This is a genomic window from Klebsiella sp. K-3 (assembly GCF_051207495.1).
GTDB classification, from domain to species: Bacteria; Pseudomonadota; Gammaproteobacteria; order Enterobacterales; family Enterobacteriaceae; genus Klebsiella; species Klebsiella aerogenes.
This window is the reverse complement of the sequence record NZ_JBPNXF010000003.1, coordinates 55,427-76,780: the sequence shown is the minus strand read 5'-3', so window position 1 is coordinate 76,780 and position 21,354 is coordinate 55,427. Positions and strand designations below refer to the sequence as shown.

The 21,354-nt window shown below is 51.8% G+C and carries 23 protein-coding genes; 19 read left to right on the top strand and 4 right to left on the bottom strand.

Features of this window, described 5'->3' with window-relative positions; translation table 11 throughout:
• Positions 1–4 precede the first annotated feature (4 nt).
• A complete protein-coding gene (locus ACSEMK_RS05385; RefSeq protein WP_087858664.1) occupies positions 5–871 on the bottom strand; it encodes a MurR/RpiR family transcriptional regulator in 867 nt (288 codons plus the stop codon).
• A gap of 321 nt (positions 872–1,192) precedes the next feature.
• On the opposite strand from ACSEMK_RS05385, the gene ACSEMK_RS05380 reads away from it, so the two are divergent.
• Positions 1,193–1,954: a transporter substrate-binding domain-containing protein gene (locus tag ACSEMK_RS05380; RefSeq protein WP_430914608.1), complete on the top strand. Its 762-nt coding sequence runs from the start codon at positions 1,193–1,195 to the stop codon at positions 1,952–1,954.
• A 50-nt stretch (positions 1,955–2,004) separates the two neighbouring features.
• Here the strand turns inward: ACSEMK_RS05380 and ACSEMK_RS05375 are convergent, their stop codons facing one another.
• Both ACSEMK_RS05375 and ACSEMK_RS05370 read right to left on the bottom strand, forming a co-directional pair.
• Positions 2,005–2,613 carry a transporter gene (locus tag ACSEMK_RS05375; protein ID WP_430914607.1) on the bottom strand — a complete coding sequence of 203 codons (609 nt, stop codon included), beginning with the start codon at positions 2,611–2,613 and terminating at the stop codon, positions 2,005–2,007.
• 331 nt (positions 2,614–2,944) lie between these two features.
• Entirely contained in the window at positions 2,945–3,739 is a 795-nt protein-coding gene (locus ACSEMK_RS05370; RefSeq protein ID WP_430914606.1) for an SDR family NAD(P)-dependent oxidoreductase, read from the bottom strand.
• Positions 3,740–4,064: 325 nt separating this feature from the next.
• On the opposite strand from ACSEMK_RS05370, the gene ACSEMK_RS05365 reads away from it, so the two are divergent.
• The 5 genes from ACSEMK_RS05365 to ACSEMK_RS05345 all read left to right on the top strand — a co-directional run bounded on the left by ACSEMK_RS05365 (position 4,065) and on the right by ACSEMK_RS05345 (position 8,049).
• The gene (locus ACSEMK_RS05365; RefSeq protein WP_430914605.1) at positions 4,065–4,838 is read left to right on the top strand and encodes an alpha/beta fold hydrolase; all 774 of its coding nucleotides are present in this window, start codon (positions 4,065–4,067) and stop codon (positions 4,836–4,838) included.
• Positions 4,839–4,941: 103 nt separating this feature from the next.
• On the top strand, positions 4,942–5,505 hold the full coding sequence (locus ACSEMK_RS05360) for a peptidylprolyl isomerase (protein WP_045395159.1): 564 nt from the start codon (positions 4,942–4,944) through the stop codon (positions 5,503–5,505).
• 41 nt (positions 5,506–5,546) lie between these two features.
• Positions 5,547–5,873, top strand: coding sequence for a hypothetical protein (locus ACSEMK_RS05355; protein ID WP_316424870.1), 327 nt, complete (start codon positions 5,547–5,549; stop codon positions 5,871–5,873).
• Between the two features lie 10 nt (positions 5,874–5,883).
• Entirely contained in the window at positions 5,884–6,720 is an 837-nt protein-coding gene (locus ACSEMK_RS05350) for an MBL fold metallo-hydrolase (RefSeq protein WP_316424871.1), read from the top strand.
• A gap of 114 nt (positions 6,721–6,834) precedes the next feature.
• Complete coding sequence (locus ACSEMK_RS05345; RefSeq protein WP_087858655.1) at positions 6,835–8,049, top strand: acyltransferase family protein; 1,215 nt, start codon at positions 6,835–6,837, stop codon at positions 8,047–8,049.
• A 218-nt stretch (positions 8,050–8,267) separates the two neighbouring features.
• On the opposite strand, the gene ACSEMK_RS05340 is transcribed toward ACSEMK_RS05345, so the two are convergent.
• A complete protein-coding gene (locus ACSEMK_RS05340; RefSeq protein WP_047044392.1) occupies positions 8,268–9,155 on the bottom strand; it encodes a LysR family transcriptional regulator in 888 nt (295 codons plus the stop codon).
• A gap of 411 nt (positions 9,156–9,566) precedes the next feature.
• Between ACSEMK_RS05340 and ACSEMK_RS05335 the strand changes: the two genes are divergently transcribed.
• The 13 genes from ACSEMK_RS05335 to ccmI all read left to right on the top strand — a co-directional run bounded on the left by ACSEMK_RS05335 (position 9,567) and on the right by ccmI (position 21,344).
• The gene (locus ACSEMK_RS05335) at positions 9,567–10,994 is read left to right on the top strand and encodes a bifunctional 2-methylcitrate dehydratase/aconitate hydratase (RefSeq protein ID WP_045395151.1); all 1,428 of its coding nucleotides are present in this window, start codon (positions 9,567–9,569) and stop codon (positions 10,992–10,994) included.
• A gap of 49 nt (positions 10,995–11,043) precedes the next feature.
• On the top strand, positions 11,044–12,186 hold the full coding sequence (locus ACSEMK_RS05330) for a hypothetical protein (protein ID WP_113374602.1): 1,143 nt from the start codon (positions 11,044–11,046) through the stop codon (positions 12,184–12,186).
• A complete protein-coding gene (locus ACSEMK_RS05325; RefSeq protein ID WP_087858652.1) occupies positions 12,183–13,163 on the top strand; it encodes a hypothetical protein in 981 nt (326 codons plus the stop codon). The genes ACSEMK_RS05330 and ACSEMK_RS05325 overlap by 4 nt, the downstream gene beginning before the upstream one ends.
• A gap of 27 nt (positions 13,164–13,190) precedes the next feature.
• Positions 13,191–14,573 (top strand): MFS transporter, encoded by a 1,383-nt coding sequence (locus ACSEMK_RS05320; protein WP_087858651.1) that lies wholly within the window; start codon positions 13,191–13,193, stop codon positions 14,571–14,573.
• 184 nt (positions 14,574–14,757) lie between these two features.
• Positions 14,758–15,381 carry a cytochrome c biogenesis heme-transporting ATPase CcmA gene (gene ccmA, locus ACSEMK_RS05315; RefSeq protein ID WP_430914604.1) on the top strand — a complete coding sequence of 208 codons (624 nt, stop codon included), beginning with the start codon at positions 14,758–14,760 and terminating at the stop codon, positions 15,379–15,381.
• Entirely contained in the window at positions 15,378–16,037 is a 660-nt protein-coding gene (gene ccmB / locus ACSEMK_RS05310; RefSeq protein WP_015370111.1) for a heme exporter protein CcmB, read from the top strand. The genes ccmA and ccmB overlap by 4 nt, the downstream gene beginning before the upstream one ends.
• A gap of 33 nt (positions 16,038–16,070) precedes the next feature.
• Complete coding sequence (locus ACSEMK_RS05305; protein WP_045366782.1) at positions 16,071–16,817, top strand: heme ABC transporter permease; 747 nt, start codon at positions 16,071–16,073, stop codon at positions 16,815–16,817.
• Complete coding sequence (gene ccmD, locus ACSEMK_RS05300) at positions 16,814–17,038, top strand: heme exporter protein CcmD (RefSeq protein WP_045378277.1); 225 nt, start codon at positions 16,814–16,816, stop codon at positions 17,036–17,038. Before ACSEMK_RS05305 ends, ccmD begins: the two co-directional genes overlap by 4 nt.
• On the top strand, positions 17,035–17,511 hold the full coding sequence (gene ccmE, locus ACSEMK_RS05295) for a cytochrome c maturation protein CcmE (RefSeq protein WP_015703212.1): 477 nt from the start codon (positions 17,035–17,037) through the stop codon (positions 17,509–17,511). The genes ccmD and ccmE overlap by 4 nt, the downstream gene beginning before the upstream one ends.
• Entirely contained in the window at positions 17,508–19,460 is a 1,953-nt protein-coding gene (locus ACSEMK_RS05290; RefSeq protein WP_430914603.1) for a heme lyase CcmF/NrfE family subunit, read from the top strand. Before ccmE ends, ACSEMK_RS05290 begins: the two co-directional genes overlap by 4 nt.
• The gene (locus ACSEMK_RS05285) at positions 19,460–20,017 is read left to right on the top strand and encodes a DsbE family thiol:disulfide interchange protein (protein WP_015370115.1); all 558 of its coding nucleotides are present in this window, start codon (positions 19,460–19,462) and stop codon (positions 20,015–20,017) included. The genes ACSEMK_RS05290 and ACSEMK_RS05285 overlap by 1 nt, the downstream gene beginning before the upstream one ends.
• Positions 20,014–20,481 carry a cytochrome c-type biogenesis protein gene (locus ACSEMK_RS05280; RefSeq protein WP_015370116.1) on the top strand — a complete coding sequence of 156 codons (468 nt, stop codon included), beginning with the start codon at positions 20,014–20,016 and terminating at the stop codon, positions 20,479–20,481. The genes ACSEMK_RS05285 and ACSEMK_RS05280 overlap by 4 nt, the downstream gene beginning before the upstream one ends.
• Positions 20,478–21,344 carry a c-type cytochrome biogenesis protein CcmI gene (gene ccmI / locus ACSEMK_RS05275; RefSeq protein WP_316423517.1) on the top strand — a complete coding sequence of 289 codons (867 nt, stop codon included), beginning with the start codon at positions 20,478–20,480 and terminating at the stop codon, positions 21,342–21,344. Before ACSEMK_RS05280 ends, ccmI begins: the two co-directional genes overlap by 4 nt.
• Positions 21,345–21,354 lie beyond the last annotated feature (10 nt).

The window sequence follows — 21,354 nt, the reverse complement described above, 5'->3', positions numbered from 1 at the left end:
TTCCTTAACGTTCAAACTGACCAAATTCCTGCTGCAGCGCGCGGTTCGCGGCAAGGCGGCTGGAGAGGCTCGGTCCCAGCCGTTCCACCACCGCGGAGAGCAGCAGATTAAAAAGACAACCGATCGGCGCCAGTGAATCCCAGAAGTGGCCGGTATCGGTTTTCACCTGTAATAAATCAACCGGATAGTCGCGCGCCCATGGGCACCAGATATCGGTGACCAGCGCGGTGGCAACCCCGCGCTCGCAGGCGACCCGGCAAAACTGGCGCGCGGCGACGGAGTAAGCGCGGGTATCGGTCAGCACCACATAGGGGCGCTGGTATTCAGAATTTAATGATTCCAGCCAGCTACCGGAGCTGCCGTCGGCGTAGGTCACGCGTGGGCGCAGGTATTCCAGATGGCTGAAGAACGTGTTGGCGATGCCGCGGGTCGACTGAATGCCAATGATGATAACCGCGTCGGCTTCGGCGATGCGTTGACTGACGCGGGCGAAGATCGGTTCCTGCGCCAGTTGGTAGACATAGCGAATGGCATCCAGCTCCATCTGCAACGACAGGCTGGCGCGATCCGGCTGCGCCTGCTGCTGTGACCAGGAGTCAAGCCGGTCAATCACTCCCCATTGGCGGTAGGGCGTTGAAGCGGGCTCCTTCAGGCTGTGCTTCACGTCATCGAGATTGCGATAGCCCAGCTTGCGCAGATAGCGGCCTACGGTTATCCCGCTGGTGCCGGTGGCCTGCGCAATGCTGTCGGCAGTCTCAAACGGGATATGCTCCCGATGGCTTAACAACCAACTGCCAATACGCTTTTCGCTCGGCGTGAGCTGGCTGAAAGTGGATTCAATAATGTGAAACAAGCCGTTGCTATCGTTCATCTCTGCCCTTAATGATAGTTCGCTCTCATTTAACAGAATTCTGATACTCAATTAACAAAGCACGATGCGTGCCAGCTGTGCCAGAAAGCGCTGTTTCCAGCAATATCGCGAATGTAATGGGGAAGTGTCGGATCTTGAGCGTAGATTTTGGCGATTCATTGCACAAAGAAGGTGCAATGAATCCTGGTTGTGCATCACAAAAATAAAACATATGGTTAACAAAGTGGTTATAAGCCGGAGCGGTAGAGAGATAATTTTGCTTGCCGTCAGAGACAGACAGAGTGATAACCAAAAACCTGATGATTAAAAAAGGATCATGAAATGAAAGTGAAGGCGGTGCTTGCCCTGACGCTATCCCTGGCCGCACTGGCGGGCCAGGCGCGCGATATGCAGTCAATTCAACAAAGCGGCGAGTTAAAAGTCGGCGTGCCGGGGGACTACGCGCCGTTGGCCTTTCATAACGGCGCCGGCGAACTTATCGGCTATGACGTCGATATGGCGCACGATCTGGGGAAAACGCTGGGGGTGAAGGTGACGTTTATTATCACCAGCTGGCCAACGCTATCGACTGATTTAAAAGCTGATAAGTTTGATATCGCTATGGGCGGCGTAACGGAGACGGCGGCACGGGCGAAAGATTTCTCCCTGAGCCATCCGGTTGTGGCCAATGGTAAAATCGCCCTGGCGAACTGCAGCGCCGCGCCAGCGCTCGGCAGCCTTGAAAAAATCGACCAGCCGAATGTGAAGGTGATTGTGAACCCCGGCGGCACCAACCAAAGTTTTGTTGATGAGCACATCAAGCATGCGCAGATCATCCGCGTGCAGAACAATGTCGATAATCTGCAGGCGCTGCGGCAAAAAACGGCCGATATGATGGTGACCGACCTGATAGAAGGGGATTACTACCAGAGTAAGGAGCCCGGCGTGTTCTGCGTGGCGAATGAGACGCCGTTCCCCGGCACCGCCAGCTATAAGGTCTATATGATGAATAAGGATAATCCGGCGCTGCTTGAGAAAGTGAACCAGTGGCTGGATAGCCAGGATAAAAATGTGCTCAAGCGGAAGTGGAAAATTCAGGGGTAATTCATGATTCGCGCAGCCGCCAGAATGCGACATTCTGGCGGCGCAATGGATTAGCTTTTCTGCCGCGCCTGATAGCGGAAGTAGCAGTAGTAGCCAATCGAGGCGGTCAGACAAAGCATGTAGCCGAACGATTCGCTACCCTCTTCAACGGTGTTTTTCACCACCCGCGCGTAATTTTCATCGAGTACGGCATACCATAAGCCATGCATGCCGAACAGCCGTGAGAAGACCAGAATCGCCAGCAGGCCGCTTATCATCATGCCGTAGTAGGGCGTGCGGGTGTATTGCGCCAGTTGCGACAGCGTTTGACGAGCGTGGCGCAGCGGAGCGATTAGCGCGGCTATCGTCGTTGCCAGCGCGAACCACACCCAGCTACCGTGAGTAATAAGATCAAACAGCGCATCCAGTTCGCGGATCAGCATCGCCAGGAAGAAGCCGCCAACGAGGATATTACAGTAGCGCAGGAGCTCATATTTTTTCGCCAGCAGGAAGTGAATCAGCACGATTATCGCCAGCACGACCTCCTGCACCACCTCGGTAAGCGAAATCTCCGGAATATCGTTGCCAAACACCCGGATATCCACCCATAGACACAGTACCGCAATGGCGGAAGCCGCCGCCGCGCCGAGAAAGAAAAGTAAGCTTCTGATGACAGACATTAACACCACTATTTATATTCAAAACGGTAATGATAAATATCGTGAATGTGACTTCCTGTTCACTTTGTGCGACATCGCGGCGTGTTTTAAACCTTTTGAGCTATTTAGCGCTAAATAGCGCAACTGCAGGTGAGAAAGGGGAGCTTTACTCCCCCCAGACTGCTGACAAAGAAGGAAAAAGCGTGGTTTTTCCTTCTTTGCGGTTATCAGCCGAAAACCAATAAATTGATTTTCCTTGTTATTTGTCTCTTGCAATCTGTAAGTCCAACGGTTGCATGAGGTTTGTCATCAATCTCAGGGGAGCTTTGCTCCCCCTGCTTAGCGGGATAATTCAGACAATATCATCGACCACGCCGCCATCGACCCGCAGCGCGGCGCCGGAGGTGGCAGAAGCCTGCTGCGAACAGACGTAGACCACCATATTGGCCACCTCGTCCACCGAGGCTGCACGCTGAATAACGGAAGCGGGGCGCTGCGCCATAACAAACTCTTTCGCCAGTTGTTCCAGCGGCTTACCGGTTCGCGTGACCTCATCTTTCATCATTTCGGCAAAACCGTCAGAAAGGGTCGGGCCGGGCAGCACGCTGTTTACGGTGACGCCGCTGCCGGCGACGTATTTCGCTAGCCCGCGGGCCAGCGACAGTTGCGCGGTTTTGGTTACGCCGTAGTGGATCATGTCGGCGGGAATATTGCGTGCCGATTCGGAGGAGATAAAGACCACCCGACCCCAGCCTTTACGCACCATGGCGGGCAACAGCGCGCGTGACAGGCGAACGCCGGACATCACGTTGGTTTGCCAATAGTTTTCCCAGGTGGCGTCATCGGTGGCGTAAAAGTCCTGCGGGCCGTAAATACCGGCGTTATTCACCAGGATATCGACTTCATTCACCGCCTGCAGCAGTTGACTCACCCCGGCGGCGTCACTGAGATCGGCCACCGCGGGATAGGGCCTGAATCCCGGCACCTCCTGTTGCAGCCGCGCCATCGCCGCATTAACGCTATGTTCGCTGCGGCCGTTGATTATCACTTCAGCGCCGCTTGTCGCCAGCCCTTTGGCAATGGCATAACCGATGCCGGCCGTGGATGCCGTCACCATTGCGACTTTCCCCGATAAATCAATATTCATGGTTGAGCCTTTTTTATGGAATGGAGTAGTAAGCGTAGCAGGTGGGAATTGGGGGGCTTTACCACATCAACAAATTCGATAGCGATATCGAAATTATCCGTTAGAGCACAGGATTAAATTACTCTAATAATACTAGCAGTACTAACAAGATAAGAACATTTATCCGATGTTAATGCGGGAAATAACCTCACGTTTTTCCTGATGAGTGCGCTTGCGGGATAGCTTAAACAGATAAACATTTCTTTGGTATAACCGTGCGTCTGAGCCTGTGTACCGGCATCCGGAGTCAATGATAAAAGTAAAAATAAGCATACGGAGATTTTAAATGTTTATCCGACCACTGAAATTAACTCAGCATGTCGATGTACAGGGCCCAGAAAATGCGACGACAGTGATTCTTCTTCACTCGTTAGGAACGGATATGCATCTTTGGGATCTGCAAATGCCGCTATTAACCGAGCGTTATCGAGTAGTCCGCCTGGATATTCGCGGACATGGGCTCAGTGCCGTCGACGCGTTGCCTTTTTCAATGGAAGATCTTGCCGATGATGTTATTGCTGTCGTCGATCATCTGAACATCAATAAGTTTTATGTCGTCGGTGTTTCAATTGGCGGCACGATAGCACAATGGATTGGCTTCAAATTACCGCAACGCGTACAGGGGATGGTGATTATTGATACTTCGCTGGTGAATGCCGCTCCGCCCTCGCTATGGCGCGCAAGGGCGGAGGATGTTTTCCAGCATGGTCTTGAGCACCTTGAGAGAGGAATTATCAGTAATTGGGTCACGCCGCAATTTATCGACTCGCCTGAGGCTGACGGTCTGAGGAAAATGCTGCGCAATACAACGGTCGAAGCTTTCTCCGGGTGTTCTTTAGCTATTGCCGATACTGATTTGACTAATATGGATATCCATGGCGTTAGTGCGGTTATAGTCAGGGGAGCGGAAGATAAGCTGACTCCGCAAGACTACGCGCAACGTCTGGCGAAAAAGCGTAATGCCGAATTACATGTTATCCCCGGCGCTTCACATTTACCTAATTTAGAAAAACCGGATGCGCTTACCGATGAGATCATTACATTTATTGAGAAAGCGTAAACACATTAATAGATCAATGCCGCGATAAGGGGCCAATCAGCGCGGCTAATGAGCAAATGCAGCGACAGGCGGTAATTTCTGTCGCCAGAATGGAGTAAATGATATGAATCGTCGGTTATTTATTGGCGGCTGCCTGGGATTATGTGCGGGCGCCGTCGCGTTGCCTGCCGCGTTAAAATGGCTAGGTTCTGCAGATGATACTATTGAGATGGAGTTGGATAGTGGTATCGTCACGATAAAGTTATTTTCTGATATTGCCCCTAATCATGTGGCGCGGATTAAGACACTCGTACAGTCTAAATTTTATGATGGTATGCCTTTTTCCAGGGTTATTGATGGGTTTATGGCGCAAACTGGTGAGCCGCTACAAAATACACGGTTTGATCCCCGCGTAATGCCAAAACTGGCTGCGGAGATTAATCATTTGCCGTTTGAACGCGGCACTATTGGCATGGCCAGATCGCGAAATCCGCACAGTGCTTGCCATCAATTTTTTATCACCTCAACCCGCGCTCGATATTTAGATCAAAACTATACCGTCGTTGGTCAGGTTACCAAAGGAATGGAATGGGTGGATAAACTCCGCCGTGGTGATGCCGAGTTGGGCACGGTGGTTAATCCGGATGTGATTAAACGCATGCGTCTGGTGACTACCCATACCGTGTAGTTCCACGTTGCTAAAATACCTGTTGCAGGAGTAGTTTCTAAATGCCCAGTATTACTGTATATACATCAGCAAGATATCGGTTGGATTCCGCCGCCTTTGCTGAATTTTCGATTGCCCTGGCAAATTTAGCCAAAGAGATACTGCAAGCTAAAGACAATAATATCCACATTACTTATCTCACTGCTGAAATCGGCTATGGTACGCCGGTTTATGTCGAGGCAAAACTCAGACAAGAAATATTTCGTAGCGAACCGGTGATGAATGAATTTTTACATCAGGTAGATTTGTTAATTAAAGAGAGGATCGGCGTTGTGGCGAGAATTCGCTGTTTCCTTTATCAAGCCAATAATATTTTCGCTAAAAATTAAAGGATAAAATATGAATGAAAAATTGCCAATGAAGGACCTTGGGGATGTCTTAGTGACTGCGGTTAGCGATGGCTACTTGCAGGTTGACTTCGGGCTACTGGCAAATGTAGATGAAACGGAGTGCAGGGCCATTCAGCAAAAATCCTGTCCTGAGGAACCAAATTCAGTTCATATCAATACCTTTTTAGTGCAGCAGCAGGGGAAGAATATCCTCATTGATAGCGGTGCTGGTGGCATTAAAGGTTGGGGGGGCGGTTTAGTTAAGAATTTAGCTAAACTGGGCTTGCAACCAGATGATATTGATGCCGTTCTACTCACTCATGCTCATCCCGATCATATTGGTGGCCTGGTTAATGCTCAGGGAGAAGCTATATTTCCTCGCGCGGAGCTATTCATCAGTCGTGATGAATATGATTATCTGCAAGACGATAACCAGTTTGCGACGGTCAGCGATCGCGTTAAAGGTAATTTCCTGTTGGCGCGCAGCGTTTTTAAACAGTATCAAGATCGGCTTCAGTTAATTGATGATGGTGAAGTGCTTGCCGGCATACGTGCTATTCCCTTGAAAGGCCATACACCTGGACATACCGGCTATAGCATTGTCGGGAGTCATAACAGCCTATTGATTTGGGGGGATATTGTGCATTTCCCACATATTCAGCTATTAAAGCCGGATGTCACTATCGCCTTTGATTATGATCCACTGTTGGCAGCGGAGACGCGTGCGCGCATCCTTGAGATGGCCAGCTCCGATCAAGTTCTTGTTGGCGGTATGCATTTTGGTCAGCAGGGTTTTGGTTATATTAAAAAGCTTAACACAGGATATTGCATTATTACCGATGAGTAATAGACATTAATCTGAGTCGATACTGCTTTGCCGTTATTAATTTTTATACCAGTAATCATCTTTCTATTTCAGAATAACTTGGTGATATAAAAATACCATCTGTGGAGGAGTGTAATGAGTTCTGTAATAACAAAAGAAATGAGTAGTGATAAGCTTTACGGTGAAGCACATATCACGCCAGGGATGCAATCAATAGCGGCAGGAGCATTTTCAGTGCGGCCTAAGCTTCCTTCCATCACCGGAAGCAGGTTTTGGGCTGCTTTTTTAGTTTTTTTATTTCATGCATCACTGCCCAGCGATCTCGCCCCATTCGCCAATCCGACGATTCAACATATCTATACCGTTATTGTCGGTAAAGCTGGTTGGCTGGGAGTGTCATACTTCTTTATTTTGAGCGGGTTTATCATGGTATGGTCCGCGAAAGATACGGATACCGTTGGTGATTTTTATCTGCGGCGTTTTGCTAAAATTTATCCAACACATTTCCTGACATGGTTGGTTGCATTTTTAATTGGTGCAGTCAGTGTTTATCAATATAAATTATGGTCGACCAATCTGCTGTTGGTGAATACCTGGTTTAACGATGTACATTACTTTTTCGTTGGTAACCGGCCGAGTTGGTCTTTATGCATCGAAGCGATGTTTTATCTCTCTTTTCCATTCCTTTACCGGATTATGAAGACGATCCCGACAAAGCATGATTTACTTGCCCTGTTGTTGGTCACAATGACATCGTTAGCAGTCCAGGTTGCGATCTATCTGTGGGCTGAACCGAATAAAATGATGGGAGCATTCCCTATTTCTCAACATCATTTCTGGATTTCGTATATTTTCCCTCCGGCACGAATTTTTGAGTTTCTGGCCGGTATGTTTGCTGCACGACTACTCATCAATGGCCGGGCAATTATGTTGTCGAAAACGGTATCACTTGCCTTACTGGTGGCAACGTATATTGCTTCTATGTATATTCCATACCAATTTAGTATGAGTGTCGTATTTATCATTCCTGTTTGCTTGTTAATTACCTCTTTTGCCGGCGATGACTTGAAAACCAGGAAAACTGCATTGAATTCGCCAACCTCGGTTTGGTTAGGAGAGATCTCTTATGCATTCTATATGGTTCATTTCTTAGTACTGTTTTATTTTTTGAATTTAACGGCAGGGAGAAAGTTTGATTTAGCTGAAGGAATAGGGCTTATCGCTGTTGCTCTGGTTCTGTCAATTGCTTTCGCCGCTTTTTTATACAAATACTTCGAAGTACCAATGATGAAAACGATTCTGGCAAAGTTTCGGGAAAGAAGGTTGGTCAGCCTGCGCGAACCCTCATGATGACAGATTGAATATTCAGCATTTCTGGTGGGAGGCATGCGTCAATGAGATGCACTCCCACGCTTTACTGCTTAATCAGTATGAAAGCCGTAGCTTTCTACAAGATTTTCCTTGAATGACAACATATCCCCGCTAATCACCTTTACCGATCGTCTTCAATAGGTAGGTGTATTTTATAATGTGGTGCGAGCATAATTTATGCAGTTCATATGAGTTAGTTAATAACCGATATCGCGCAGCCGAGGATCCTGGAACACAGAGGTCATCATACCGGTGAATTTGGCGATATCCAGATAGGCACAGTCTGTTCGGTACACCAACTCTATTTTGAAGTCATTGAACTGCCCGGAGAGCTGATGAATCTTAATCTTGCTCTTAACTTCACTACTAATAGAACAGCGCAACACCAACGATACCCCTTTACCCGCGGCAATGCTTGAGAACAGCACTGGATAAGATCCGCATTCAACGACACGTTTTGGCGTGATATTGCCTTCATTGAACAGCACATTGAAGTTGCGCGTAGACGTTGCACATTTTTTACTACTGAGCAAAAAGACTTCGCCATCCAGACTGGAGATATCAGTAATGGGAGGTTGATTTTTCTCGGTGATAATTACCAGCTCGCTTGAGAGCAATATGGAACGTGCATGTTGTGTATTGGAAAATCCGGCGCCAATAATTACCGCATCAAATTCGTTTTTATCAAAGGCGCTGAGCAAACTAATTGTGTTGCCGATTGATATGTCGATGTTCCAGCCCAGCTCCTGGCCTAAATCAATCAAGGAACTAATAATATAGGGGGGTAAACATTCAATTATTCCAACTCTTATCGTCAACTGACTGCTTTTAGAGTAGGAAATGTTGTTTTTGCAATCGTCCGCCAGGTTCAGAATTTTGAGTGCATACTCATAAAGTATCTGGCCTTGCGCTGTGGGAGTGCATCCTTCGGTTTTCCTGTCTAACAGGGTGACATCCAGGTTGTCCTCGAGACTTCGTATTCGGTGGGAAATGCTTGATTGCACTCGATTCAGGCGCTCTGCGGCTTGGGTTATATTCCCTGTCTCCACCACCGTCACGAACGCAAGAAGTTCACTTAGCTTCATTTGAGACCTCATGCTAAAAGTTAGTTTAATGTTGCAATTGTATTTATAATTTGTGACGTTTGTTTTGTCATCATGTTTCTAATTGCCAGTGTTGGTAGTGCTGGCCAGAGAGCGTCACAGCGAAGACGTTCGACATCAATAAGCTTATTCGTATATCAATTCGTATGTCCTGAATCTCCATTGCAATGAGCCATGCTCTGTTGAATATCATTAAGGTATCAATCTTTTCGATGAATACCTCGATTTTATTCGCTGGTTTTTTATTGCTGCGCCAATTACGATTTAATCAGTAAGGCCAATTATTCATTTTATAATCAAGTGGTTACGCATCCTCTTGTATTCAGTTATCTCGCTTTTCTGGCCTTTATTACTCGTATTGATGAAACCTTCATTTCGTTTATGGGATAAAACATGGCGCACGCTGAGTTTGATAAAATAATGATCGATCTGGTTGATTATGCCTACGAGCAAACAGCCTTTAATAATGAGACGCTCCGGATGGCGCGTTTTTGTCTGCTGGATTCAATTGGCTGCGCGATAGCCGCCTCTACAGATGCCGACTGTTCCAGACTCATGCGCAGCGCGCAATTCAGTCGCAACCCTCAGGGGGTCCCGGTCATGGGGACGCCATTGCGGTTAGGGCCAATCGAAGCGGCTTTTCAAATTGGTTCGATGATCCGCTGGCTTGAGTTTAACGATACCTGGCTTGCGCAAGAGTGGGGACATCCGTCCGATAACCTTGGGGCAATCCTGGCCGCTGCCGCGTGGCGGAGCCTCTCCGATAGCGCCCAGCCAGAGGTGAGTATGGCGGCGGTTCTGAACACCATGGTCAGGGCGTATGAAATTCATGGCGTACTGTGCCTGTCGAACTGTTTTAATGCGCTAGGTATTGATCATGTCGTGCTGGTCAAGGTGGCTTCGGCGATTGCAGCTGCACAGATCATGGGATTATCGAAGGATCAGGCGCTGAGTGCGCTTTCCAACGTGATAATTGATGGCCATGCGCTCAGAACTTACCGACATGCACCTAATGCAGGCACCCGTAAATCATGGGCCGCCGGCGATGCCACAGCTCGCGGACTGCAATTGGCGCTGTTTGCCCAGGCAGATGAGATGGGTTATCCGACGGCGTTAACGGCTAAACGCTGGGGATTTGATGATGCGGTGCTACGCGGTCAGTCGTTCAACCTGACGCGAGATCTCTCAGACTTCGTCATCAATAATATATTGTTTAAAGTTCCCAATCCTGCTGAATATCATGCTCAGACCGCGGTCGAGGCGGCAATTAACCTGCGTGAAAAAATACTTGCCGCCGGTTATTCACCTGAATCAATCGAATATGTTCGCGTAGAAACGACGCGTCCGGCGATTCAAATTATTGATAAATCAGGTGTGCTGAATAACTCAGCCGATCGCGACCACTGCCTGCAATATATGGTAGCGGTAGGGCTACAAACTGGAAATCTGACGATTAGGGATTTCCATGAGCCATTGGCCTGCGATCCGCAACTGGAAGCCTTACGCCACAAAATTACCTGCACTGAACGTCCTTCTTTTACCGAAAGCTACTACGACCCAGAAAAACGCGCGATCCCGAATGCGCTGTACATTAAATGTCGTGGAATGACGGAGGAGATTGCCGAGCTTATTGAATATCCGCTTGGTCACGTCCGCCGTCGTGAGGAGTGTTTTGACGCACTGCTAACCAAATTCCATCTGAATCTTTCAGACAGCCCGCTACGCGATCGGGCGGACAGACTGGCCGATATCCTGACCACTGGCCCGGCGCTTGAGACTATGTCTGTTAATGAGTTCCTGAAACTTTTTTCCTGGCATTAATCCATTTCTGAATCATTGACATAAATTTATAACGCTAAAGGTGAATGAAGTGAAAAAGGCAATACTGGTTGGCTGTGGTGCAGAGATTGGCGCAAATCTGTTGATTCAAAACGATCCGCAGAATGATGGTTTCGTGGTGCAGACCGTAGTAACGAATCCGCCTGCTACTGATAAACACTATCCGGAGTTACGTCCGATTGATGGCATTGTGGCGCGTCTGGCGATGGCGCAACCTGGCATCCAGTCCCGGGTCGAGATAATCAATGACGATACGCTGCAAATTGACGGTCGTGAAATTCATTTCTTCTTTGGCGATTTAGCCAAAGTGTGCCCACCCGTTAACGGGCGCTTTGATATCGGTTTTATTGCCACCAGCAAACAGGATATGGATCAGCACAGTCCTGTGGCTCGCAACATGCAGGAGCTGGCCAATGTAGTTCTGGGTGTCGCTGAGGCTGATAGCCTAAAAAGTATTTATGGCTGCCTTGGCGATCTGACGAGTGACGATATCAGTACGATTCAGCGTAAGGTAGTAAGTTCTGGTATGTACTGTCTGGGTTCCTGCCAGACCAATGGGATGCATGCTTCATTACGTGTTGTGGTTGAGGCACTAAATGCTATCCATGGCAACGCTTCGCAAATTGTGTCGGTTGAAACCGATATTGTGCATCCAGATACGCCGAATGGCGTACTTGGCACTCGCTCCTTTGAAGGCCGTATGCAGGATGCTCGCGACAATCTGCGTCCCAGCTTCTCGCAAATTGCCATGAGCCAGAAAAAAGTTATGCCGTGGGCGCCGTTGGTGAATACGGTGTCGCTTCGCGCGCCAGTTCATGCCCCTGGCTATCAGATTAACCGCTTTATCGTCGAAGATAACGGTGCTTTAACGACTGGTTTAATTGAAGCTGCCATTGAGCGCGTGAACAAGCAGCATCCTCATGTAGTGATGGCCTCGCGGTCGCCTCTTGGGGGACGCGCTTATGCTTATGAGCGCCGCTGTTCGACAATTCTCTCTGACGCTAACCATTTACTCATTCTTCGACCCGCATATCTGGCGAAGCAGAATCTGAGCGAAGTGATTATCCAGTCCTTTGTTAACAATTCGGTAGGGTATACCGCAGTTGTTCGCGCCGTTGCGCGCAATATTGCCCAAGGTCTACCGGTGGCGACCTTTCAGGAGATTGAAAAATGACACGTTCCCATACCGTTGATTTTTTAAATTCTGGTTTTGTGGTGAAAACCGCCATGTCTCCTGATTTCAATAGCAAGCTAAAGGCTGAGGTTGAGCAAATCCGCGCGTTACATGCTCTTTACCCGGAGCTGATGGTGCCGGTGTTACACGAGGGGGTTGCCGCCGGACGTCAGTTTTATGTTATGGAAAAGAAAGCCTCACTTCCGCTATCGGCTATCGTGCTTGATGAACAAAGAACGCTCGCGGCGCGACGCAAAATAGTTCTGAATGCCCTGGAGAACATCCAAACCGCGATTGGACTGGAGATAGAAAACCAACCTGCACGGGTCAGCGATATGCCAGCCAGGTTGCAGGAGGAGTGGGAAGCTACGCGATTTGCGCACGATCTGTTTGATAAACCGGTTTTACTGAATGGCGTCCGTTTTAGCATTACCGCCAGAGAGGTTATCGAAAAAGCGATCGAGATGGCGCGTGGTGAAGAATTCCGATCGGTAGAAAAGGCTCATTTCAATTTTCACTTTGGCAACGTGCTTTATGACGAAGAACGTTCATTGACTCATTTCATCGATCCTGATTTTTCCGTCAGTGGCCTCGATCCCCTTTTCGGCTTTTCGCGCTTTGCTTTTTCGTTCTGGCATGAGCTGGCAGCCGAGGTTGAAGACGCAGTGAAAATGGTTCCGATGTCTGACGCGCTCATGTTTGTTCTGGCGAAACAGGATTACGGCAATATTCTCAGCGAAATTCCGGAAATTGGCGGTATTTCCGGGCTGCTGCCAATAATGGGCGAGAATATGCGTCATCGCTTTTATGTCCTCACCGCTTACTGCTTCCTCAGGAGCATCCGTATTAATGGCAGCAAGCAGCCGTGGAAAACGCCGCGCTCTCCGGTTATCGCCCGGCCTGAGGAGGTACTTATGCTTGGGATGCTGACCTACCTCGAAGGGGCAAGCGTCGCGAGCGAAAGTCTGTGCGCGTAATTTCATTCTAATAAAGGACCTGCGGATATGTCGTTGGTAAGTAGTAGTACTCTTGATCAAGGTTTTGAGGCGCCGAGGCGCTATTTAGCCGCCGCGGCCATATTAATTGGCGTGCTGATGGCGGCGCTGGATAGCTCTATTGTCAATATCGCATTGCCCACCATTGCCAGTGCGTTACAGGTCGATTCGGCGTCCAGTATCTGGATCACCAACGGCTATCAGGTAGCCAGCGCGGCGACGATGCTGATTTGCGCGTCGCTGGGCAGCAGAATCGGTGAGAAGCGTTTTTACACGGCGGGAATGGTGTTATTTACGCTCTCTTCGCTGGGCTGTAGCCTTGCGCCGACCTTTGGCGTACTGGTTACCATGCGGATACTACAAGGGGTAAGTTATGCGGTCATGATAAGCGTGGGGCTGGGATTATATCGGGTTATTTTTCCACCTCGCGCGCTAGGAACGATATTCGGGCTGAATGCGCTGGCCTTTGCGGTTGGCACGGCAATCGGTCCGGCGTTGGGCGGACTTATCATTTCGTATCTTTCCTGGCCGTGGCTTTTCTATATCAATATCCCGCTTGGCGGCGCTGCGATTATTTTCTCCCTGATTTCATTAGGGGCGGATAACGAAAAGGAGAAGGGCTTTGATTGGGCAGGGGCTCTGAGTTCGGCAGCGGCATTGGGCTTGATGGTGGTGGCAGTCGATCAAATTGGCCGCTGGGAGAGCCTGACGCTTATCTATTGCGCGGCGGCGTCAGTGGCGTTAATTGCCTTCTTTATTATCGTCCAGACGCGAGCAAAGCACCCCTTATTGCCGCTTGATATATTTCGTTCACGGCAATATAGCTTTGCGGTGCTTTCATCCGTCTCTATGTTCGTGGCTCAGGGAATGGCGCTGGTCGGCTTACCGTTTGTGTTGCAACATAGCTATCACTATTCAGTACTTGAATCGGCGTTTATCTTTACGCCGTGGCCGGTAGCTGTCGCCTTCTGCGCCCCGGTAGCGGGAAGACTGTCAAACCGTTTTAATCCGACGCAAATTTCTACCGTCGGGGTGGTTATCTTTTGTCTTGGCTTAGGGTCGTTGGCGCTATTGCCGCACGCCGCGACGGTGAATGATTTCTTGTGGCGCGTTGCCGTTTGCGGGGTGGGGTATGGCTTATTCCTGCCGCCAAACAATAAGGAGATGTTTGCCAATGTCTCAGCAAATCGCACGGTAACGGCCTCCGGCGTGCTATCAACGGCCAGGACGACAGGGCAGTCCATCGGTGCGGCGCTGGTGGCGATGGTCATTGCGCTGTTGAACGGCTTAACCGGCCCAGGCGGCGCACAGTTTGCCGTTTATGTGTTTGGCTTCGCCTGCGCTATTGCGGCAATATCCTCTATTGCCAGCACTTTACGCTTGCATCGCTAAAGAAGGGAATGCCGGTAGTGGTGAAAATGCAACCGCTACTGGCACGTTCGATTATGTGTTTTTAGCATTTTTACCCGCTTAGTTCCGGTATAAAAATTTTAATACATTCAGCAAAACAGATTGTTTTCTTTCGTTATAATAAGGCACTTGAATGCGCTGACGCCCGGACTGGACCTGCTTTCTGATGCTGGAAATAAAAAATATCGCCTGCCTGCGGGATGAACGAACCCTTTTTATCCACTTATCGTTTGCGGTACAGCCCGGCGAGATTATTCAAATTTCAGGCCCCAACGGCGCGGGAAAAACCTCGTTATTACATCTCTTAACCGGGTTATCGACGCCAGAAGAAGGGGAAATTCTCTGGCAGGGCAAACCGCTGCGGCGCATTCGCGATAGCTGGCATGCGCAGCTCTTATGGCTCGGTCATCAGGTGGGGGTGAAAGGGGCGCTAACGGCGGACGAAAATCTGCGCTTTTACCATCCTGAGGCGACCATTGAGGCGCGCTGGCAGGCGCTGGCGCAGGTTGAGCTGGTGGGCTTTGAGGATGTTCCGGTAGCGCAACTCTCCGCCGGGCAACAGCGGCGCGTCGCGCTGGCGAGACTATGGCTCAGCCGCGCGACGTTCTGGATTTTAGATGAACCCTTCACCGCGCTCGATGCGGCAGGCGTACAAACGCTGACCACCCGGCTGGAGCAGCACGTCAGCCAGGGCGGTGCGGTCATCCTGACCACCCATCAACCTCTGCGCCCTCTGTGCGTTCCCTTACGCACGATTATGCTGAGTGACGATGAGGCGGTCGCGGCATGATCAAGCAGATATTCTGGCGCGACCTGCGCCTCGCCTTTCGCAATTACGCCGAAATTATCAACCCGCTGTGGTTTTTCCTGATTATTATCACCTTGTTCCCCCTCAGTATCGGCCCTGAACCGCAGCTGCTCCGGCAGATTGCGCCGGGCATTGTGTGGGTGGCCGCGTTACTCTCTTCGCTGCTGGCAATGGACCGGCTGTTTCGCGATGACTGGCTGGATGGCTCGCTGCAGCAACTGATGCTGATGCCGGTGCCGCTGTCGCTGGTGGTGCTGGCAAAAATCGCGGCGCATTGGGTGGTCTCCGGGCTGCCGCTGCTGATAATCTCTCCGCTGATCGCTATGTTATTCGGACTTTCGACCGCGGAGTGGCAGGTGCTGGCCCTGACGCTATTGATGGGCACGCCAACGCTGAGCTTTATTGGCGCCATCGGCGTGGGGCTGACCGTCGGCCTGCGGCGCGGCGGCGTATTGCTGAGCCTGCTGGTGCTGCCGCTGATGATTCCGTTACTGATTTTCGCCACCGCCGCCGTGGGCGCGGCGCAGATGCAGTTGCCGGTTGACGGCTATATGGCCATTCTTGGCGCCTTTCTGGCGGGAAGCGCCACCTTAAGTCCGTTTGCTACCGCGGCGGCACTCAGAATTAGCGTGCAATAATTCCCGTTCCCTCGGGGCAATGAGGCAAAAAAAATGTGGAAAGTGTTACATCAACTCGCCATTCCAGAGCGCCTGTATAGCGTATGCGGACGATTCATTCCGCTGATGGCTATCCTCAGCGCGCTTTTTCTGGTGGTGGGCTGCGTCTGGGGATTTGTCTACGCCCCGGCAGATTATCAACAGGGTGAAAGCTATCGCATCATGTATCTGCACGTTCCGGCGGCGATGTGGTCGATGGGGATTTACGGCTCAATGGCCGTGACCGCTTTTGTCGGCCTGGTCTGGCAGATGAAAATGGCGGATAAAGCGGTGATGGCGATGGCGCTGCCAGGCGCGGTTTACACCTTTATTGCGCTGGTGACCGGTTCCGCGTGGGGAAAACCGATGTGGGGAACCTGGTGGGTCTGGGATGCGCGTCTGACATCCGAACTGGTCCTGCTGTTTTTATACGTCGGGGTGATTGGCCTGTATCACGCTTTTGACGATCGCCGGCTGGCCGGGCGCGCCGCCGGGATACTGGTGCTGGTCGGGGTGGTCAACCTGCCGATTATTCATTATTCCGTGGAGTGGTGGAACACCCTGCATCAGGGCTCGACCAATATGCAGAAAACCATCGACCCGTCGATGCGAATGCCCTTGCGTTTAACCATTTTCGGTTTCTTATTCCTCTTTATTACTCTGACATTAATGCGTATGCGTAATTTAATTCTGTTGCAGGAGCGCCGCCGTCCGTGGGTCGTGGCGCTGGCTGGGGCTAGCAAGCGCGAGGAGAACTCATGACCAGCGCTTTTCACTCCTGGAGCGATTTCTGGCAGATGGGCGGCTACGCCTTTTATGTCTGGCTGGCGGTTGCAGTGACGGTTATCGCGCTGCTGATTTTGTTCATCCACACCCGCTGGCAGCGCCGGGCGTTGCTGGCGGATATACGCCGGCAGATGGCGCGCGAGCGGCGGGTATCGGCGGCGCGTAAGCAAAGCACAATGAAGGGAGATGCGTTGTGAATCCTCGGCGTAAAGTACGTCTCTGGCTCGCCTGCGGAGTGATTGGGGGGCTGGCGCTGACCGTTGGTCTGGTGATGTATGCATTAAGCTCCAATATCGATCTCTTCTATACCCCAGGCGAAGTGATATACGGCAAACGGGAAAATGGCCAGAAGCCAGAGCCGGGACAGCGTCTACGTATCGGCGGCATGGTGATGCCCGGCAGCGTGAAGCGTGACGATAAAACCCTCGATGTGACCTTCAAACTCTATGATGCCCGCGGCGTCGTCGAGGTGAGCTATACCGGGATACTGCCGGCGTTGTTCCGCGAAGGGCAGGGGGTCGTAGCACAGGGGACGCTGCAGGACGGGACGCATATCCGCGCGAAGGAAGTGCTGGCGAAACACGATGAAAATTACACCCCTCCGGAAGTGAAAGAAGCGATGGAAGAGAATCATCATCCGGCAGAGAAGCCACAGGGAGCCGCGCAATGATCCCTGAAATCGGCCTCTTCCTGCTGTGCCTGGCGCTGGGCATTTCCTGCCTGCTGGCGCTATTTCCCTCCTGGGGCGCGATGCGGCAGGATGCGCGGATGATGGCGCTGGCGAAGCCGCTGTCGGTAGCGATGTTTGCCGCCATCCTCGGGGCGTTTCTCATTCTGGTGTATGCCTTTGTGGTGAATGACTTCACCGTTCTGTATGTCGTCAGTAACTCGAATACGCTGCTGCCGGTGTGGTATCGCGTAGCGGCGACCTGGGGGGCCCACGAGGGATCGTTGCTGCTATGGGTATTGCTGATGAGCGGCTGGACCTGCGCGGTCGCGGCCCTGAGCCGTAATATTCCGCTGGAGGCCTCTTCGCGGGTGCTGGCGGTAATGGGGATGATCTCCTTCTGCTTCCTGGCGTTCATCCTGCTGACCTCAAATCCGTTCGTGCGCACGCTACCTGATTTCCCCATCGAAGGGCGCGATCTGAACCCGATGCTGCAGGATATCGGGCTGATCTTCCACCCGCCGATGCTGTATATGGGCTATGTGGGCTTCTCCGTGGCTTTCGCTTTCGCGATTGCATCGCTGATGACCGGGCGCCTTGATAGCGCGTGGGCGCGCTGGTCACGCCCGTGGACGCTGGCGGCGTGGAGCTTTCTGACGGTCGGTATCGTGCTGGGGTCCGCATGGGCCTATTATGAGCTCGGCTGGGGCGGCTGGTGGTTCTGGGATCCGGTAGAAAACGCCTCTCTGATGCCGTGGCTGGCGGGAACGGCGCTGATTCACTCGCTGTCGGTCACCGAAAAGCGCGGCAGCTTTAAATCCTGGACCGTGCTGCTGGCGATTCTGGCGTTCTCGCTGTGCCTGCTGGGCACCTTCCTGGTGCGTTCCGGGGTACTGATTTCCGTACACTCCTTCGCTTCCGATCCTACGCGCGGCATGTTTATTCTGGCGCTGCTGGTGATCACTATCGGCGGTTCGCTGCTGTTATTCGCCATCAAAGGCGGCAAGGTACGCTCCCGGGTGCGTCACGAACTGTGGTCGCGCGAGTCGCTGCTGCTGGGCAACAATGTGTTGCTGATTGCCGCCATGCTGGTGGTACTGCTGGGAACGCTGCTGCCGCTGATACACAAGCTACTGGGGCTAGGCAGCATTTCTATTGGCGAGCCGTTCTTTAATTCCCTCTTTATTGCGCTGATGGTCCCGTTCTCGCTGCTGCTTGGCATCGGGCCGCTGGTGCGCTGGCGTCGCGATGAATTCCACAAGCTGCGTAAGCGGCTGCTGATTGCCGCGGTGGTTGCCATCGTACTGGCCATCGCACTGCCGTGGCTGATGCAGGATCGTATTAAAGCCATGACCGTGGTTGGCCTGCTGATGTCGCTATGGGCATTCGTGCTTACCGTGATGGAAGTGGTGGAGCGCGCCACCGACCGCCACCCCTTCTGGCGCGGGCTGACCCGCCTCGGACGCAGTCACTGGGGAATGGTCGCCGGCCACGTAGGGCTGGTGGTCACCGTCATTGGCATCGCCTTCAGTCAGAATTACAGCATCGAACGTGACGTGCGGATGAAGCCGGGCGATAGCGTCGATATCCACCAGTATCACTTTGTGTTCCGTGACGTGCGGGATATAACCGGGCCGAACTACTTCGGCGGTGAAGGGGTGATCGAAGTTTCTCAAAATGGCCGTCACGTGAGTACGCTGCGGGCGGAAAAACGCATTTACAGCAGCAGCCGCATGGAGATGACCGAAGCCGCCATCGACGGCGGGCTGGCGCGCGACCTGTACGCTGCGCTGGGTGAAGAGCTGGCCGACGGTAGCTGGGCGGTGCGCTTGTACTATAAACCTTTTGTTCGCTGGATCTGGTTCGGCGGGATGTTAATGGCGTTTGGCGGCGTGCTGTGCATCCTGGATCCACGTTACCGCTTACGTAAATCACTGCCGGAGAACGCGTGATGAACCGCAAAGTCTTATATTTACCGCTGGCTATCTTCCTGATTCTGGCGGCGGCGCTGATGTGGCAACTGATGCGCAATAGCGACGGGGACGATCCTACCGTGCTTGAATCAGCGCTGGTGGGTAAGCCTCTGCCGGATTTCCGCCTGGCGTCGCTGGAAAAACCGGATGTCATGCTGGATCCCTCTAACATTATCAATGGTAAACCGGTGCTGATTAACGTCTGGGCCACCTGGTGCCCCACCTGTCGGGCGGAGCATCAGTATTTGCGCTCCCTGGCGGCGCAGGGTATTCGCATCGTTGGCATCAACTATAAAGACGATCGCCAGAAAGCGGTGAACTGGCTGCACGAATTGGGCAACCCGTATGCGCTGGGGGTGTTTGACGGCGACGGTATGCTGGGGCTGGATCTTGGCGTGTATGGCGCGCCGGAAACTTTCCTCATCGACGGCAAAGGCATTATCCGCTACCGCCATGCCGGCGATGTGAACGAGCGGGTCTGGCAGCAGGAGATTCTGCCGCTGTGGAATAAATACAGCCAGCAGGGGGGCGCGTGAAATATCTTCTCATCACTTTACTGACGGCGCTGCTCTCGTTTCAGGCGCTGGCGGCGATTGATACCTATCCATTTAAAGATGAAGCCCAGGAGCAGCAGTTCCGCCAGTTGACCGAACAGCTACGCTGCCCGAAATGCCAGAACAACAGTATTGCCGATTCGAACTCGATGATTGCCGCCGACATGCGTAAAAAGGTCTGGCAATTGATGGAGCAGGGACAAAGCAATCAGCAAATCACCGATTACATGGTGGCGCGCTACGGCAACTTCGTGACCTACGAACCGCCGGTGACCCCCGCGACGATTATCCTCTGGCTGCTGCCGGCTTGTTTTGTTGTGGGCGGCGCGCTGGTGATTTTTCGTTTAAGCCGTCGCTCACGGGCTGAACGCATCAGCGAGCTGAGCGCGCAGGAACAGGAACGCCTAAAGGCGCTGCTTGATGACAATAAAAGGACCCTGAAATGATTGTCGCTTTGCTCATCATGTTGGTTTTACTGCTGGGAACCGCGGCGCTGCTGTTTATCCCGTGGAGCGGCAGACAGCGCGTTGACCGCAATACCATGAACCATATGATTTATCGAGCGCGCCTGCAGGAGCTTGATGAGGACATTTCAGCGGTGAACGCGGCGCAGCAACAGCAGCTGGTTGACGATTTACGCTTGAATTTATTGGAAGATTTGCCCGAATCTGCCGAAACGAATCACAAAAATAGTAGTTATTGGGTGTATATTCTTGGGGTTATTATACTAACCTCTTTATGCGTAGGGGTTTTTATCCGAACGAGTTACATGACCCGCGTGGTTGAGTGGCAGCAAGTTGTCCAGCAAACGCCGCAGCTGATGCAGCGGGTGATGGATCCACAGGGTAAACCGTTGTCGGAAGAAGAGCTGTTTCGACTGGCGCTGGGGTTACGCACCCGCCTGCAGCAATACCCGGCCGACCAGCTGAGCTGGACGATGCTCGGCAGGCTGCAGCTGGTGCTCAATAATCCAGGCGCCGCGTTACAGGCGTTTGATAAGGCACGACAGCTGGCGCCAGGCAACGCCGATGCGCAGCTGGGATATACCGAAGCGTTACTTCACTCTACGGATCCCAACGATAGCCGTGAAGCCCAGCAACTGCTCGATACGTTGCTGAAGAATAACCATAACGATGTACGGGTGCTTAGCCTGGCGGCGTTTAACGCCTTTGAGCACCAGCAGTATGACAAAGCGATCGCGGCGTGGCAGCTGATGCTGCAACTGTTACCGGCGGATGATACTCAGCGAGAAATTATCATTCGTAGTATTGACCGCGCGAAAAAAGAACAAGCCGCTACACTGAAATAATTAAAATAAC